We start from the raw sequence: 14,567 nt of genomic DNA on the forward strand, positions 1-14,567 counted from the left end.
AGCATGCTTACGATAGGGGCAGAACCGCCGCCCATCAGAGCAGGAGGCACCATGTTCCAGCGCAGCGTTGCCGACGGAGTCCACCGGATTGAGCACGCGTACGTCAACAGCTACCTCGTGGAGGACGACGACGGCGTGATGGTGGTGGACGCCGGCCTGCCGGGCATGTGGCCGCATCTGGTGCGTGCCCTGACCCGGCTCGGCTATTCCCCCGGCTCGGTCCGCGCCCTGGTCCTGACGCACGCGCACTTCGACCACGTGGGCACGGCGGCGAAGCTGCGCCGGGAGTACCGCACCCCCATCCTCGTCCACGACGCGGACCGCCGCCTCGCCGCGCACCCCTACCGCTATCTGCACGAGAACGCGCGCCTGCGCTACCCCGTCCAGCATCCGAGCGCCCTGCGCACGCTCGGAGCGATGACGCTGGCCGGCGCCCTGACGGTGCGCGGCGTGAGCGACGTCCATTCGCTGGACGCGTCTGCAGCGGCGGCGCTGCCCGGGGCTCCGGAGCTGCTGCACACCCCGGGCCACACTGCGGGCCATGTGGCGCTGCACTTCCCGGACCGGGGAGTGCTCATCACCGGCGACGCCCTGGTGACGCTGGATCCGTACACCGGCCGGCACGGTCCGCAGATTGTTTCGGGAGCCGCCACGGCGGACAGCGCAGAGGCGCTCGCCTCGCTGGAACGGCTTGCAGCCACCGGCGCACCCACCCTGCTGACCGGGCACGGGGAGCCTTACCTGGACGGCGCCGCGTCCGCCGTCGAGCAGGCACTGGCCAGGGGCGCGTCCTAGGCGCGCCCGCGCCGGTGTGGTCCCGCCTGTGCTCCCGCGACGGACCCGCGACGGACCGCGCCCGGCCCGCGCCTCTTCGGACGGGCCGGCTATGCGTCCGCCAGCTCCGCCGCGACGATGCGGTGCAGACGCGGATCGCCGATCGGGCGGAAGTGTCCCGAGGACTCCAGCACGATGTTGCGCGCGCCGTCGAGCCGGCTGCCGCCGGGAATGTGCGGATCAAAGGAGGCATAGACGCTGGTGATCCGCTCGTTCACCGCCAGGCTCGACTGGAGCCGGCGCAGATACGGGTCGCGCGGAGAGAACGCCCGGATGGCGGGGCTGAGGAAGAAACGTGCGTAGACCGAGCCGGAGAAGGGCGTGTTCACCGCGACCATGCGGCGCACCCTGCTTCCCTCGGGTCCGAGCATCACCTGCTTGCCGACCAGCCCGCCTTTGCTGTGCGCCACGATGGCCGCGGCGTGGACGTCGCGGGCCCGCAGATATGCCTCCACCAGGCGGGCCATGTCCTCGATGCGGCCGCGGTTGTAGCCCAGCGGTGCGACCGTGTGCACCGGGTGCCCCAGGGCGGACAGGTACACGGCCAGCGGCCGCAGGAACTGCCAGTTCTCGTAGACCCCGGGGATGAGGATCACCGGCAGCCCGCGAGGACCGGACGCCGGCGGGCTCAGATACGCCGCCGGATCCTGCCGATGCAGAAAGCCCTGGACCTGCCAGCGCACCACGTAGGCGTAGTCGGCCGCCCAGGCGAGCGCCCGCGCGGCGGGCCCCTGCCGGATCAACGCCGCTCCTCCGCCTCCACCCGGCGGCACCAGCCGGCGGTGTCCGCCGGGCGGCGCCACATCATCACATGCGGCTCGCCGGGCACCTCGCCCGCCAGCGTGCCCGGCCTGGCCCGGGCCAGGCGCTCGATCCAATCCTGCGGAACCACCGGATCCCGCTGCCCGCGGACCAGCGCCACGGGGCAGTCCACCAGCGGCAGCCGCTCCTCCAGCCGGTGCCGGATCATCCGCGGCAGCGTGGTGAAGTACCAGCGGGGCCCGGCGCGAAGGTAGTCGGTGAACACGATCCGATTGACGGCCGGAGCTTCCCGCAGCGTGTCCTGGCCCAGGCGCAGGGCCTGCAGCGGGGCGGACCGCTCGGCGTCATTCACGGTGGGGCCCAGCAGCACCAGGGAGGAGACCAGCTCCGGCGCCTGGATGGCGGCCTCGACGACCACCTGGCACCCCATCGAGTGACCCACCAGCTGCACCGGGCCGACGTCGGCCCGCCGCAGCGCCTCGACCAGGACGGCTGCATATCCGGACATGGTGAGCGCATGGCCCGGCCGCCGCAGCCTGGCGTGGCCCGGCAGCTCGGCGGTGTGGACCAGATGGTCCTCGGCCAGTTCACGGGACAGCCGCTCGTAGTAGCGTCCCGACATGCCGATGCCGTGGACCAGGACGACGCCGGGCCCCTGGGCGCCTGAGGTGCGCAGGCCGACGTCGTGCTCTCCCACCCGCAGCCGCCGCACAGCCGGTTCCGCAGCCATCTCCACCATCCGCCTCCTCCGTCTTTCCTCCACCCTAGCCGGGTTAGGTCCGCCTTATTATGAATCAGTCAGAATAAGCGTGTACGATGGAGCCATGGCATCGACAGCAGTACCCGGCAGCAGCACCGACAGGTGGTCCGCCGAGCTGCGTGCGCACGGCAGGCGCGTCACGAAACAGCGCCTCGCCGTCCTCGACGCCGTCGAGCACTCCCCGCACGCGGTGGCCGACGACGTCGCGGCCGCCGTACGCACCCAGCTCCCCGGCATCAGCCTGCAGTCCGTCTACGTGATCCTTTCGGACCTCACCGACACGGGCATGATCCGCAGGTTCGAACCGCCCAATTCCCCTGCCCGGTATGAAACCCGCGTCAACGACAACCACCACCACGCCGTATGCACCGGCTGCGGAAAGATCGAAGACGTGGACTGCGCAGTGGGGCACTCGCCCTGCCTGACGCCGTCGGACAGCCACGGAATGAGCATCCAGATCGCCGAGGTGCTCTACCGCGGCCTCTGTGCCGACTGCGCCGCCAAGGGCTGACGCGCGGCACCGGAACCGCACCATCACTCGTCCCGGCCGTTTCCGCGGCCGGACACCCCATGTCCGCATGGACCAGTAGAAGAAAGAGAAGGCATGTCCAACTTCACCACCACGCAGACCGGTACTCCGGTCGCGAGCGATGCGCACTCCCTCGCCACCGGCGCGGACGGCGCAATCGCCCTGCACGACCGTTACCTGGTCGAAAAGCTGGCCCAGTTCAACCGTGAGCGCATCCCGGAGCGCATCGTGCACGCCAAGGGCGGCGGCGCGTTCGGCGAGTTCGTGGTGACCGAGGACGTCTCCAAGTACACCCGTGCCGCTGTCTTCCAGCCGGGCGCCGTCACCGAGACCGTCCAGCGCTTCTCCTCCGTCGCCGGTGAAATGGGTTCCCCCGACACCTGGCGCGACGTGCGCGGCTTCGCCCTTCGCTTCTACACCACCGAGGGCAACTACGACATCGTGGGCAACAACACCCCGGTGTTCTTCATCCGCGACGGCATCAAGTTCCCGGACTTCATCCACTCCCAGAAGCGCCTGCCGGGCTCGGGCCTGCGCGACGCCGACATGCAGTGGGATTTCTGGACCAACTCCCCCGAATCCGCCCACCAGGTGACCTACCTGATGGGCGACCGCGGCCTGCCCCGCTCCTGGCGGGAAATGCCCGGCTTCGGCTCGCACACCTACCAGTGGATCAACGCCGCCGGTGAGCGTTTCTGGGTGAAGTACCACTTCGTCTCCAACCAGGGCAACGTCGAGATGACCGGCGCCGAGGCCGAGAAGATCGCCGGCGCGGATGCGGACTACTACCGCCGCGACCTGTACGAGAACATCGAAGCCGGCAACTTCCCCTCCTGGGACCTGTTCGTCCAGGTCATGCCGTACGAGGATGCCAAGACCTACCGCTTCAACCCGTTCGACCTCACCAAGGTCTGGCCGCACGCGGACTACCCGCTGATCAAGGTGGGCACCCACACCCTGAACCGCAACCCGGAGAACTTCTTCGCGCAGATCGAGCAGGTTGCTCTGTCCCCGGCGAACCTGGTTCCGGGCATCGCCGCCTCCCCGGACAAGATGCTGATGGCCCGCATCTTCTCCTACCCGGATGCGCAGCGGTACCGCGTGGGCACCAACTACAACCAGCTGCCGGTCAACGCCCCGAAGGCACCGGTGCACAACTACTCGCAGGACGGGCAGGGCCGGTACCACTTCAACCCGGCCGACGCCCCGGTCTACGCGCCGAACACCCTGGGCGGCCCCGTGGCCGATCCGGCGCTGGCCGGCGAGGGCACCTGGGAGAACGACGGCGCGCTGGTGCGCTCCGCCGCGACCCTGCACTCCGAGGACAGCGACTTCGGCCAGGCCGGCACCCTGTACCGCGAGGTGTTCGACGACGCCGCCAAGGCCCGCTTCCTGGAGACCATCACCGGTGCCGTGGGCGGCGTGAAGCGCCCGCACATCCGTGAGGCCGCCATCCAGTACTGGACCAACGTCGACGCCGAGCTGGGCGCCAAGCTGCGCGCCAACCTGGCCTCCGGCGAGACCACGGCCAACGAGCAGGCCGAGTACGTGGGCGTCGCCGAGTAATTCCGGCAGCGCACGGATAAGGCGGCCGGTCCCTTCGGGGGCCGGCCGCCTTTGCGTTGCCTGGAACCGTTGGCGCCGGCGCCTAGCGTCCGGGCCAGTACCAGATGATGATCAGCGTGACGAGGAAGCCGGTGAGGAAGTTCAGCTTCAGGAAGCGCTTCCAGCCGGCGTTCGCCCGTTCCGACTCCGCATCCGTCAGGTTTAGGTAGGGCAGCAGGCTTGCCACGTACGGCAGGGCCAGCAGCCCCGCCAGGACCGCCGGCCACGGAGTCAGCAGCATCAGCGCGCCTGCGGCCAGGTACAGGGCGGCCGCCAGGCGCACCACGGACTTTGCGCCGAGGACGGTGGCGATGGAGGAGATCCCGCCTTCCCGGTCCGGCACGATGTCCTGCACGGCGCCGAAGGCCTGGCTTGCCATCCCCCACAGGAAGAACGCACCCAGGACCGCCCAGAGCCCGGGCGTGAACGCGGCTCCGGCCAGGACCAGGCCGTACACCGCCGGGGAGACAAAGTGCGTGCTGGAGGTGACGGAGTCCAGGAACGGACGTTCCTTGAACCGCAGCCCGGGCGCGCTGTAGGCAATCACCGCGAAGACGCTGACGGCCAGCACCAGCCAGGACAGCGGGCTGCCCAGCAGGACCAGGGCGGCCAGGAAGGGCACGTTGGCGACGACGGCGGCGGCCAGGGTCACCTTATGGAAGCGCCGGTCCAGCAGCGCTCCCTCGACGCCGCCCTTGCGCGGATTACGCAGGTCGGATTCGTAGTCGAAGACGTCGTTGATGCCGTACATGGCCAGGTTGTAGGGCACGAGGAAGTAGAGGGTGCCGATGATCCACGCCGCGTCGATCGTTCCGTGGGTGAGCAGGTAGGCCGCGGCGAACGGATAAGCGGTGTTGACCCAGGACAGCGGCCGTGAGGAGACAAGCAGCATCCTGGCCGTTGCGCCGGGGGTGCGGGCGGCCTGCGGGGTGGTCACGGGTTCTCCGATCGTTCTGCGGTCGTGGCTCGGCCGGCCCGCTCAGGGTCGGGGCGGGCACCCGCCCGCCCGGGTTCGTCCGGCCGGCTCCGGGAGGTCCGGGACCCGCCGATCAGGGCCCAAAGGGCCGGCAGCAGCAGCACGGCCGCAATGGAGTACGCGAAGTCCTCCAGCGGCGCGGCGCCCAGGAAGGCTCCGGAGATCCGGTCCGGGTTGTAGCCGAAGAGGCCCGCGGCGATCATCAGGTTGTCGAAGACGGCGGTCAGGACCAGCAGGATGGCCGCCGTTGCGGCGAGGGCGAGGCCGCGCATCCGGCGGCGCAGGACAGCCGCCGCAAGCACCGCGGCTGCGGGAACAAGGAACGCGGCGTTCAGGGCCCAGTACGTCATGGGGCCTGCCCTCCTCCGGCGCGGCCGGCCGCCGTCGTTCCGTTTCCGTTCCCCCGCCTGCTGCGCAGCGTCTCCAGGGCCACCAGGCAGAGCCCGTACAGCACCACGGTCAGGTAGCACAGGAACGTGAGGAAGAAGAGTTCCTCCACCGGCAGCTCGGGGGCCACCTCGAGGCCGAGCATGAACGGGGTTTCGCCGCGGTAGAAGATGTCCAGCCCGATGCCGAAGAGGTCCCAGGTGACAAAGAACGCCAGCCCGATGGCCAGCGTCAGCGCGGCGCGGCCCGGCCGGTGCCAGAAGAACAGCTTCCAGCGGCGGTCCAGCAGCGCCATGCAGCAGAGCGAACCGATCAGTGCCGCCAGGTAGGCAAATCCCATCAGCGCCGGCCCCGGCCCGTCCCGGCTGTGTCAGGCACCGGCAGCGCACCCGTGCCGGTGTCGCCGCGCAGCCGTTTGAGCACCAGCTCGGCGCTGATCAGGCACATCGGCAGCCCGATGCCCGGCAGCGTGGAACCGCCCGCGTAGAGCAGCCCGTCGACCTTGCGGCTGGCGTTGGTGCCGCGGAGGAAGGCGCTCTGCCTGAGCACATGCGCCGGACCCAGCAGCGTCCCCTGCCAGGAGTTGAGGTCCTCCACGAAGTCCTGCGGTCCCACAGTGCGGCGTACGGTGATGCGGTCGGCGAGGTCCGGGATTCCAGCCCACTTGGCGATCTGGCCGATCACGGTGTCCGCCATCGCTTCGATCCGCGGATCGCCGGCCCGGTCGACGCCGCCGCGGCCGAGCCCCGGATCGCTGGGCACCGGGACGAGCACGAAGAGGTTCTCGTGCCCCTGAGGGGCGGCGTCGGGGTCGGTGGCGCTGGGGCGGCAGATGTACAGCGACGCCGGATCCGGCACCGAGGGGTCCCGCCCGAAGATCTTCTCGAAGTTCGCCTTCCAGTCCCGGGTGAACATGAGGGTGTGGTGCTCCAGCTGCGGCAGCTCCCCGCGCACGCCCAGGTGCAGCAGCAGCCCGCCGGGGCCGGGAATCCGGCGCTTCCACCAGCTCTCCGGGTACGTCTGCAGTTCGCGGGGCAGCAGCCGGGTCTCGGTGTGGTGCAGATCCGCCGCGGAGACCACCAGGTCGGCGTCGAGGGCGGCCGGACGGCCGCCGTCCACCAGATAGTCGACGCCGGCGGCCGCCGTGCGCCGGCCCTGCTTCCTCGTGCGGATGCCGGTGACCGTCGCGCCGGTCACGATCCGGACGCCTTCGTTCCGGGCGAGGTCGGCGATGACCTGGGTGATCCGGTTGAAGCCGCCCTGCGGATAGAGCACGCCGTCGGCAAGGTCCAGCTTGCTCATCAGGTGGTACATGCTGGGGGTGGTGTAGGGCGAGGAACCCAGGAACACGGCGGGATAACCGAGGACCTGGCGCAGTCGCGGGTCCCGGAAGCGCCGCTCGACGAAGGCGCTGAGCGGCTGCAGCAGCAGCTGCGCCAGCTGCGGCCCCCGGCGCAGCACGTCACGGTTCAGCAGCGGCAGGAACGAGGCGAAGCTCGTGTACAGGAAGTACTTCTTCGCCATGTCGTAGACGTCTTCGGCCGACTCCAGGTAGCGCCGCAGCCGCTCCCCCGCGCCGGGCTCCAGGGACTCGAACAAGGCGATGTTCGCCTCCCGGCCTGCGGCGATGTCCACCGGTTCCGGGGTGTCCTCGAACAGGACCCGGTAGCCGGGATCCAGCCGGACCAGGTCCAGCTGCTCGTCGGCGCTGGTGCCCATCAGGCGGAAGAAGTGGTCGAAGACCTCGGGCATCAGGTACCAGGAGGGGCCGGTGTCGAAGCGGAAGCCCTCCGCCTCCCAGGTGCCGGCGCGGCCGCCGGTCTCCGGCTGCTTTTCCAGGACGGTCACGTCGAGACCCTCGCGGGCCAGCAGTCCGGCCACGGCGAGTCCGGTGATGCCGGCTCCGATGACGACGGCGGTACGCGGCGGAGCGGTTTTCATGCTGTCCTTCCCGGGCTGCGGCGCAGGCGGTGGGCGTAAAGCGCTTCGGCTGCGATCCGCGCCTTGACCGGATTCGGCACCCGGACCCGGGTCGTGCGCAGCTCCACCGCCGGGGTGCGGCGCAGCCGGCGCGCCAGTTCCGTGAACAGCTCCTGGGCCAGGGCGACGGCGGCCCGGGAATTGGCCGGCAGGTGCGGCACGGCGGCGCCGGAGACGCGCAGGTCGGCGTCGATGTCGGCCAGCAGGCGCGCCTTGTCCGCCTCGTCGAAGCGTTCCACGTCGATGCCCGGGAAGTAGCTGCGGCCCAGGCCGGAAAAGTCGTCGGCCAGGTCGCGCAGGAAGTTCACCTTCTGGAAGGCGGCTCCGAGACGGCGCGCGCCCTCCTCCAGGTCCAGGCGCTGTTCCTCCGTGGTCGCCGTGCCCTGCAGGAAGCAGCACAGGCACATCAGGCCGATCACCTCCGCAGAGCCGTACACGTAGTCGGTGAACGTCTCCGGGGTGTGCTTCGTCCGGCGCAGGTCGGCGCGCATGGACCGGAAGAACGGCCGGGTCAGTTCGTCCCCGATGCCGTTGGCCCGGGCGGTCAGCGCAAAGGAATGCACGATCAGGTTCACGCTGTAGCCGGTGCGCATGGCCTGCTCGGTTTCCAGTTCCAGGGCATCGAGTATCCGTTCGATCTCCTCGGCCGGAACCGCGGCGGCAGCGGCGACGCCGTCCACGATCTCATCGGCAAGGCGGACCAGTGCGTAAATCGCCTCGATGTGGTGCCGCACGGATCGGCTGAGCAGCCGGGCGGCCAGTCCGAAGGACGTCGAGTAGGAACGGATCAGCACCGCGGAGCTCTGCACGGCCACCCGGTTGTAGAGCTCCAGGCCGGTCGCCATCAGCGGCGCCGCTCGACGGCGTCGGCAAGGATGCCGCAGAGGACCACTCGGAGGGGCTCCGGGACGGCCGGGCACTCCAGGTGGCCGCGGGCCCGGGCCGCGTATTCGGCGGCGAGGTCCTCGGCAAAGGCACGGGCACCGCAGGATTCGAGCAGTTCCCGTGCCCGGTCGGCCTGCCGGGGCCCGAGTGCCGGGTCGCCGATGAGGCCCGACAGCTCATCCCAGACCCCGGTCTGCGCGGCGTGCGCGATCAGCACGGTGCGCTTGCCTTCCCGCAGGTCCGACAGGCTGGACTTCCCGGTGGCGCTTTCGCTGCCGAAGATGCCCAGCAGATCATCCACGACCTGGTAGGCGATGCCGGTGTCGCGGCCGAACTTGCCGAGCGTGGCGGTGACCTCGCCGTCGACGCCGGCCAGGACGGCGCCGGCCCGCAGCGGGGCCTCGAACGAGTACACCGCGGTCTTGAGCCGCTCCATGTGCAGGATGTCCTCCACCGGCGGAGCCGCCGGGTGCAGGGAAAAGTCGATGTCGATGAGCTCGCCGCCGGCGGACGCGAACATCGCGTCTTCGAGGATTTCGGTCAGCGCGAAGCGGGTGGCGGCATCGGTCTGGACGGTCTCAAGCATGCGGAAAGCGTGGACCAGGGCCAGGTCTCCGGCGATGACGCCGGCGGAGAGCCCGCGGTGCCGGGCGATGTCCCCGCTCTCGCCGGCGGCTTCCGCCCGGTCCCGGTAGGCTCCGGCCACATTCCGCCGGCCGCGGCGCATGAAGTCCAGGTCGATCACGTCGTCGTGGATGATCAGCGCCGTGTGCAGCAGCTCGAACGCGGCGCCGGCGCGGGCGGCGGCTTCAAGGTCCTTCCCGCCCAGGCCGGCGTAGGCCGTCAGCAGGATCCTGGGGCGCACCCGCTTTCCTCCGCGGGCGGAGGATTGCAGGATTTCCCACAGGCTAAGGTAGCGGGGACTGAGTTTCCCTGCCCGCGCCCGTGCCTGGTCAAAGAATTCGTCCAGGACACGTTCGACCAGATCGTGGCCGGCCGCGTGTGCTGGCAGGGAAGCCATTTCCATAGACAAGAGTAAACATGCTGACCACGAAGGGAAGAAATGGAACACCGGTCAGAGCAGGTGGTTCTGGTAAATCCCGACGGCGAGGTCATCGGCACCCATCCCAAGGCGACCGTCCACACCCGGGACACTCCGCTCCATTTGGCGTTTTCCACGCACGTCTTTAATTCCGACGGCGACATCCTGGTGACCCGTCGGGCCCTGTCGAAGCTCACCTGGCCCGGAGTATGGACGAACTCGTTCTGCGGCCACCCCGGACCGGGCGAGGCCACGGAGGACGCGGTGCACCGCCGCGCCCGGCAGGAGCTGGGGCTGGAGGTGGACCGGCTCGAGCTTCGGCTGCCGGACTTCAGGTACCGGGCGGTGGACGCGTCCGGGGTGGTCGAGCATGAGATCTGCCCGGTCTACACCGCCGTGGCCGCGCAGGACCCCCGGCCCTCGGCCGACGAGGTCATGGAGTGGCGCTGGGCGGATCCGCGGGAGCTGGTGCCCGCCGTGCGGGCCACGCCCTGGGCATTCAGTCCGTGGCTCGCACTGCAGCTGCCGCTGCTGTACCCCGAAGGCTAGGCGGGGGCGCGGCCGGCGGCCAGCCGGCGCTGCCACCGCACCCAGGGCAGCCCGCCGCCCCGCCAATGCACGCGCAGGGTATGGAAGGCCCGCCGAAACCGGCGGCGCAGGTTGGCTGCCCCGAGCACGGCCCGGGGATCCATGTCGACCGCCAGGTCGCTGCGGTAGGCGCAGCGGAACCGCTGGCCGAGGTGGAAGCTCAGGCACACGTCGTCGTGCTGTTCGGGATCCGCCCGGTGCACTTCGGTGCGGATCTGCTCCCACACCGCCCGCCGCAGGGCGAGGTTCGAGGCGAACAGAGGCCGGTGGGCGAGGGCTGCGCCCATGGCCAGGTAGTAGGAACCCAGGTAGAGCCGGTCCACGGCCCGGGCCAGCGGCCGGGGAAAGCCGCGGAACCGGCCCGGGCCGCTCATCGCCGCCAGGACGGGATCGGCGGCGAAGGCGGTTTGGAGCTTTTCGATCCAGTCCGGCGGCAGCACGCAGTCGGCGTCGCAGCGGGCAATGATGTCCCCTGCGGCGGCGTCGTACCCGGCGGCAGCGGCCGCCGGAATGCCCCGGAGGGGTTCGGTGACCACGCGGGCTCCCGCCTCCTTCGCCACCCGGGCGCTGTCGTCGGTGCTGCCGTTGTCCACCACGACCACTTCCAGCGGCGCACGTGTCTGGCGGGCCAGGGAGGCCAGGGCACCGGCCAGCAGCTCGGCGTCGTCCAGGCAGGGAATGACGACGGAAACGGTGGGCGGGGAGGCGGCCATGCCAAGGAAGTCTACCGGCCCCGCACCTGCCGCCGATGTGCCTGATTGGCCGGAAAACGGTGCCGGGACGGGCGGCGGAGCGCTGGCGGGCGCGCATCTGGGCTACCGTGTTTTCATGATCGACGCCCTTCTCCGCCGGCCCCGGCTGCCCGGGGACGCGGTGCCCGACGGCGTCCGCGCTCTCGGTCTTGGGAGCCTCCTCGCTGCCGCCGCATGGTTCGGCCCGGTGGAAACCGCTTTGTTCGCGCTGGTCCTGCTCGGGCTGCTGGTCCTTCGGGCGCTTGCGGTCCCGGCCGTCCTCGACGCCGCGGGCGGGATGGTCCTGCTGGGCGCCGCGTGGAGTTCGGTGGCCGACCTTTACGCCAGGATCAGCTGGTGGGACATTGCCGTGCACCTGGCCGCCACGGGAGCCCTCGCCGCCATGGGGTACCTGCTGCTGGCGAGGCTGAACGCCGTGCCGGACCCGCAGGGCGCGGCGGACGGTGTCCGGGCGTTCCGGACGGTCATCGTGCTGCTGGTGACCGCCGTCGGCCTGGCGCTCAGCGTCGTCTGGGAGTTCGGCGAATGGTGGGGCCACACCTTCATCGACAGCCGGATCAACGTCGGCTACGACGACACGCTGGGCGATCTCCTGGCCGGAGGCCTCGGATCCGTCGCCGCGGGCCTCGCCCTCACGATGGGCCGCCGCAGCACCTCCCCTGCCTCCGCCGCCTCCCGGGAGGGCCGCCGGCTGCCCTCGAACCGGCCCTGACGTCACGGCCGGGACGTCCCCGGCCGAAACAACGACGGCGCCCGGCCTGCCCTGATGGGCCGGCCGGGCGCCGTCGTTGTTGTGGGTGCGGTGCCGGAAGCGGTTACCGGGAGATGTAGCGCTCGTGTTCGGCGTGCGCCTGGCGGATGGTCTCGCGGATCTCTTCGATGTCCTTGACCTTGTTGCGGTGCTTGATGTCCATCTTCAGGATCTGTGTCTCCTCATCGCACAGCGCCTTGTACACCCGCTCCCGCTCGGCCGGATCGGAGGTGTAGCTCAGGTCGAGGTAGGCCGCGGCATGCCGGCGGGCGTTGTTGACGGCGTTCTGCGCCTTGCCGGCCGGGCTGACCAGCGACGCAATGACGGTCACCACCAGGACGCCGATGATCACGCTCAGCGAGAGCCCGGTGGAGACTTCGATGACCTGGACGTGCTCGCCGCCGTTGATGAACCACAGGGTGTTCTCGTGCAGGGCGTGCAGGATCAGCTTGACGCCGATGAAGGCCAGGATGGCGGCCAGTCCGTACGAGAGGTAGATCAGGCGGTCCAGCAGGCCGTCGATCAGGAAGTACAGCTGGCGCAGGCCCATCAGCGAGAACGCCGTGGCGGTGAAGACGATGAAGGTGCTCTGCGTCAGGCCGAAGATTGCCGGGATGGAGTCCAGGGCGAAGAGGATGTCGGTACCGCCGATGGCCACCATGACCAGCAGCATCGGGGTCAGGACCTTCTTGCCGTTCTCCACCGTCATCAGCTTGTCGCCGTCGTAGTGGTCGGTGGTCGGCAGCACGCGCTTGGCGATGCGGATGATGAAGTTGTTGGCTTCATCCTTCTCGCTGTCCTCGGGCTTGAGGAGGTTGCCGGCGGTCAGCAGCAGGATCAGGCCGAAGGCGTAGAAGACCCAGGAGAAGGAGTTGATCAGGGCCGCACCAAGGAAGATGAAGCCGGTGCGGGCGATCAGCGCGAAGACGATACCGAACAGCAGGACCTTCTGCTGGTCCTCGCGGGGCACCCGGAAGCTGGCCATGATGATCAGGAAGACAAACAGGTTGTCCACCGACAGGGCCTTCTCGGTGATGTAGCCGGCGAAGTACTCCCCGCCCGCCGTTGCCCCGCCGAAGACCAGCACGAGGACGCCGAAAACGATCGCGAGCCCCACGTAGATCGCGGACCAGATGGCCGCTTCCTTCAGGGTCGGGATGTGGGCCTTGCGGATGTGGAAGAAGTAGTCGAAGGCCAAAAGTCCGAGGATGACCACGATGGTCACGCCCCAGATTGTGGGGGAAACAGTCATGCTGCCTCTTTCGTAGGTACGGCGAAGGACCATAGGTCTCTCCGCCGACACTGATCGGTGTCGACCGCTCCATCCGGCGCGGCAACGATGCCCCACGTGCTGACGGGTGGAAACGAGGTGGATACTCCCCTACGAAGCCTCAAGTGTAGCGGCCGCAACACTGCCCCGGCAAAGACGCCCCTGGACCTCAGCCCGCTCCCGGCGGTGCGCCGTCCAGCAGGGGCAGGTCCGCGGGGGTGTCGATGTCCCTTCCGTCCGCCAGGTCCGAGCAGTCCACCAGCTGCACCGCTGTGGCGTTGGCACGCAGCCAGGCCCGGGCTCCGGCGTCGCCGGATGCGCCGGCAGCGGCAGCCCGGGCAGCGGCGGGGCTGAACAGCACGGGGTGCCCGCGGCGCAGCCGGCCGTCCGAGGTCCGGTAGGCCGCCGCGGTGGCGAGGGACGGTTCGGCGGACGCGGCGGCCGGCGCTTCCGGGGCGGACGCGGCGGCCGGCGCTTCCGGGGCGGACGGGCCCGCCAGCCGTTTAGTGTGTGCATCGGCAATGCGTTGGATCAGCTCGGGGGCCAGGCCGGGTTGATCGGCCAGGGCCACGAGCACGCCTGCGTCCGGGTCTGCGGCGAGGGCCCGGGCGACGCCCCGGCGGAAGGAGCTGCCCATGCCCTGCCGCCAGTCCGGGTTGACCTCGAGTTCGTACTCCCCCAGCGCGGCGGTGGCCGCCACCCTGCCGGCGTCGGCGCCCAGCACGACGACGACCGTTGAGCAGCCGGCGTCACGCAGGACCTGCGCCAGCACCGCCGCCAGCGCACGCCCCCGGTACGGCAGCAGCGCCTTGGGCCCGGCTCCGAGCCGGGTGCCGGCGCCCGCGGCCAGCAGCACCGCGCTCACGGCCGGCCGCGCGGGTCCGGGTGGCCGGGCGGGTCCGGCCCGCGTGCGTCCCCTATCGTCCATCCGCCCATCCTAGGCAAAGGAAAAGGCGCCGCACCGGCGAAACCGGTGCGGCGCCTGGAAGCGGGGCTATCCTTCGCAGTCGACGCAGTACTGCAGGCCGTCCTTTTCCTTCGCGACCTGGGAGCGGTGGCGCACCAGGAAGCAGGAGGCGCAGGTGAACTCATCGGTCTGTGCGGGCACCACCCGCACCTGGAGTTCTTCGCCGGAGAGGTCCGCGCCCGGAAGCTCGAACCCTTCAGCGGTATCGGCTTCGTCGACATCCACCACGGCCGACTGGGTGTCGCTTCGGCGGGCCTTCAGCTCCTCGATGGAGGAAGGCCCCGCGTCCTCATCGGTTTTGCGCGGTGCGTCGTAATCCGTAGCCATTTACGCGGTTCACACTCCATTTCGTTGTTCTGCTGCCCGTCGCGGTTCCGCGGCGCGCACCTGATGGTAACCGATCAGACGGTGTGGAAATTCCGGCACGGCATAGTGGGAAAACGCTTCCCTGCACAGCTGGTCGGAGGCCGCGTGCTTCC

Annotated in this window: 17 protein-coding genes; 5 read left to right on the forward strand and 12 right to left on the reverse strand. The window is 70.0% G+C overall.

The genetic code is table 11. From position 1 onward, the window contains the following. Positions 1-51 precede the first annotated feature (51 nt). Positions 52-795, forward strand: a complete 744-nt coding sequence (locus AC5RV6_RS02420; protein WP_494005683.1) for an MBL fold metallo-hydrolase — start codon at positions 52-54, stop codon at positions 793-795. An 89-nt stretch (positions 796-884) separates the two neighbouring features. On the opposite strand, the gene AC5RV6_RS02425 is transcribed toward AC5RV6_RS02420, so the two are convergent. Together AC5RV6_RS02425 and AC5RV6_RS02430 are read right to left on the reverse strand one after the other, a co-directional pair. Further along, positions 885-1,577 carry an esterase/lipase family protein gene (locus AC5RV6_RS02425; protein WP_494005684.1) on the reverse strand — a complete coding sequence of 231 codons (693 nt, stop codon included), beginning with the start codon at positions 1,575-1,577 and terminating at the stop codon, positions 885-887. Continuing rightward, on the reverse strand, positions 1,574-2,335 hold the full coding sequence (locus AC5RV6_RS02430) for an alpha/beta fold hydrolase (RefSeq protein WP_494005685.1): 762 nt from the start codon (positions 2,333-2,335) through the stop codon (positions 1,574-1,576). The genes AC5RV6_RS02425 and AC5RV6_RS02430 overlap by 4 nt, the downstream gene beginning before the upstream one ends. Before the next feature lie 85 nt (positions 2,336-2,420). Here AC5RV6_RS02430 and AC5RV6_RS02435 point away from each other — a divergent pair, with 85 nt between their 5' ends. Both AC5RV6_RS02435 and AC5RV6_RS02440 read left to right on the forward strand, forming a co-directional pair. Beyond that, the gene (locus tag AC5RV6_RS02435; RefSeq protein ID WP_494005686.1) at positions 2,421-2,867 is read left to right on the forward strand and encodes a Fur family transcriptional regulator; all 447 of its coding nucleotides are present in this window, start codon (positions 2,421-2,423) and stop codon (positions 2,865-2,867) included. A gap of 93 nt (positions 2,868-2,960) precedes the next feature. Further along, complete coding sequence (locus tag AC5RV6_RS02440) at positions 2,961-4,451, forward strand: catalase (protein ID WP_494005687.1); 1,491 nt, start codon at positions 2,961-2,963, stop codon at positions 4,449-4,451. 82 nt (positions 4,452-4,533) lie between these two features. Here the strand turns inward: AC5RV6_RS02440 and AC5RV6_RS02445 are convergent, their stop codons facing one another. The 6 genes from AC5RV6_RS02445 to AC5RV6_RS02470 are packed head-to-tail and all read right to left on the reverse strand — an operon-like array spanning position 4,534 to position 9,739. Beyond that, a complete protein-coding gene (locus tag AC5RV6_RS02445) occupies positions 4,534-5,382 on the reverse strand; it encodes a prenyltransferase (RefSeq protein WP_494006609.1) in 849 nt (282 codons plus the stop codon). 41 nt (positions 5,383-5,423) lie between these two features. After that, complete coding sequence (locus AC5RV6_RS02450) at positions 5,424-5,816, reverse strand: lycopene cyclase domain-containing protein (RefSeq protein WP_494005688.1); 393 nt, start codon at positions 5,814-5,816, stop codon at positions 5,424-5,426. Then, positions 5,813-6,193, reverse strand: a complete 381-nt coding sequence (locus AC5RV6_RS02455; RefSeq protein WP_494005689.1) for a lycopene cyclase domain-containing protein — start codon at positions 6,191-6,193, stop codon at positions 5,813-5,815. The genes AC5RV6_RS02450 and AC5RV6_RS02455 overlap by 4 nt, the downstream gene beginning before the upstream one ends. Then, positions 6,193-7,794 (reverse strand): phytoene desaturase family protein, encoded by a 1,602-nt coding sequence (crtI, locus tag AC5RV6_RS02460; protein ID WP_494005690.1) that lies wholly within the window; start codon positions 7,792-7,794, stop codon positions 6,193-6,195. Before crtI ends, AC5RV6_RS02455 begins: the two co-directional genes overlap by 1 nt. Next, positions 7,791-8,678, reverse strand: a complete 888-nt coding sequence (locus tag AC5RV6_RS02465) for a phytoene/squalene synthase family protein (protein WP_494005691.1) — start codon at positions 8,676-8,678, stop codon at positions 7,791-7,793. The genes crtI and AC5RV6_RS02465 overlap by 4 nt, the downstream gene beginning before the upstream one ends. Continuing rightward, positions 8,678-9,739, reverse strand: coding sequence for a polyprenyl synthetase family protein (locus AC5RV6_RS02470; RefSeq protein ID WP_494005692.1), 1,062 nt, complete (start codon positions 9,737-9,739; stop codon positions 8,678-8,680). Before AC5RV6_RS02470 ends, AC5RV6_RS02465 begins: the two co-directional genes overlap by 1 nt. A gap of 42 nt (positions 9,740-9,781) precedes the next feature. On the opposite strand from AC5RV6_RS02470, the gene idi reads away from it, so the two are divergent. Further along, positions 9,782-10,309 carry an isopentenyl-diphosphate Delta-isomerase gene (gene idi / locus AC5RV6_RS02475; RefSeq protein ID WP_494005693.1) on the forward strand — a complete coding sequence of 176 codons (528 nt, stop codon included), beginning with the start codon at positions 9,782-9,784 and terminating at the stop codon, positions 10,307-10,309. Here the strand turns inward: idi and AC5RV6_RS02480 are convergent. Then, complete coding sequence (locus AC5RV6_RS02480; protein WP_494005694.1) at positions 10,306-11,061, reverse strand: glycosyltransferase family 2 protein; 756 nt, start codon at positions 11,059-11,061, stop codon at positions 10,306-10,308. The two genes, idi and AC5RV6_RS02480, sit on opposite strands and share 4 nt — an antisense overlap. Positions 11,062-11,176: 115 nt before the next feature. On the opposite strand from AC5RV6_RS02480, the gene AC5RV6_RS02485 reads away from it, so the two are divergent. Continuing rightward, entirely contained in the window at positions 11,177-11,812 is a 636-nt protein-coding gene (locus AC5RV6_RS02485) for a DUF2238 domain-containing protein (protein WP_494005695.1), read from the forward strand. A 103-nt stretch (positions 11,813-11,915) separates the two neighbouring features. Here AC5RV6_RS02485 and AC5RV6_RS02490 read toward each other — a convergent pair whose 3' ends face one another. From AC5RV6_RS02490 to AC5RV6_RS02500, 3 genes are all read right to left on the reverse strand, one after another. Beyond that, a complete protein-coding gene (locus AC5RV6_RS02490; protein ID WP_494005696.1) occupies positions 11,916-13,103 on the reverse strand; it encodes a TerC family protein in 1,188 nt (395 codons plus the stop codon). 187 nt (positions 13,104-13,290) lie between these two features. Further along, entirely contained in the window at positions 13,291-14,049 is a 759-nt protein-coding gene (locus tag AC5RV6_RS02495) for a nucleotidyltransferase family protein (protein WP_494005697.1), read from the reverse strand. A gap of 66 nt (positions 14,050-14,115) precedes the next feature. Then, entirely contained in the window at positions 14,116-14,415 is a 300-nt protein-coding gene (locus AC5RV6_RS02500) for a DUF4193 domain-containing protein (protein WP_494005698.1), read from the reverse strand. Between the last annotated feature and the right edge of the window lie 152 nt (positions 14,416-14,567).

It is taken from the genome of Arthrobacter saudimassiliensis (assembly GCF_059090665.1).

What these genes read in the sequence shown, in the direction of transcription:
- AC5RV6_RS02420 (WP_494005683.1), top strand. Translation starts at nt 52, where the DNA reads ATGTTCCAGCGCAGCGTTGCCGACGGAGTCCACCGGATTGAGCACGCG.
- AC5RV6_RS02430 (WP_494005685.1), bottom strand. Translation starts at nt 2,335, where the DNA reads ATGGTGGAGATGGCTGCGGAACCGGCTGTGCGGCGGCTGCGGGTGGGA.
- AC5RV6_RS02435 (WP_494005686.1), top strand. Translation starts at nt 2,421, where the DNA reads ATGGCATCGACAGCAGTACCCGGCAGCAGCACCGACAGGTGGTCCGCC.
- AC5RV6_RS02440 (WP_494005687.1), top strand. Translation starts at nt 2,961, where the DNA reads ATGTCCAACTTCACCACCACGCAGACCGGTACTCCGGTCGCGAGCGAT.
- AC5RV6_RS02445 (WP_494006609.1), bottom strand. Translation starts at nt 5,382, where the DNA reads ATGCTGCTTGTCTCCTCACGGCCGCTGTCCTGGGTCAACACCGCTTAT.
- AC5RV6_RS02450 (WP_494005688.1), bottom strand. Translation starts at nt 5,816, where the DNA reads ATGACGTACTGGGCCCTGAACGCCGCGTTCCTTGTTCCCGCAGCCGCG.
- AC5RV6_RS02455 (WP_494005689.1), bottom strand. Translation starts at nt 6,193, where the DNA reads ATGGGATTTGCCTACCTGGCGGCACTGATCGGTTCGCTCTGCTGCATG.
- crtI (WP_494005690.1), bottom strand. Translation starts at nt 7,794, where the DNA reads ATGAAAACCGCTCCGCCGCGTACCGCCGTCGTCATCGGAGCCGGCATC.
- AC5RV6_RS02465 (WP_494005691.1), bottom strand. Translation starts at nt 8,678, where the DNA reads ATGGCGACCGGCCTGGAGCTCTACAACCGGGTGGCCGTGCAGAGCTCC.
- AC5RV6_RS02470 (WP_494005692.1), bottom strand. Translation starts at nt 9,739, where the DNA reads ATGGCTTCCCTGCCAGCACACGCGGCCGGCCACGATCTGGTCGAACGT.
- idi (WP_494005693.1), top strand. Translation starts at nt 9,782, where the DNA reads ATGGAACACCGGTCAGAGCAGGTGGTTCTGGTAAATCCCGACGGCGAG.
- AC5RV6_RS02480 (WP_494005694.1), bottom strand. Translation starts at nt 11,061, where the DNA reads ATGGCCGCCTCCCCGCCCACCGTTTCCGTCGTCATTCCCTGCCTGGAC.
- AC5RV6_RS02485 (WP_494005695.1), top strand. Translation starts at nt 11,177, where the DNA reads ATGATCGACGCCCTTCTCCGCCGGCCCCGGCTGCCCGGGGACGCGGTG.
- AC5RV6_RS02490 (WP_494005696.1), bottom strand. Translation starts at nt 13,103, where the DNA reads ATGACTGTTTCCCCCACAATCTGGGGCGTGACCATCGTGGTCATCCTC.
- AC5RV6_RS02495 (WP_494005697.1), bottom strand. Translation starts at nt 14,049, where the DNA reads ATGGACGATAGGGGACGCACGCGGGCCGGACCCGCCCGGCCACCCGGA.
- AC5RV6_RS02500 (WP_494005698.1), bottom strand. Translation starts at nt 14,415, where the DNA reads ATGGCTACGGATTACGACGCACCGCGCAAAACCGATGAGGACGCGGGG.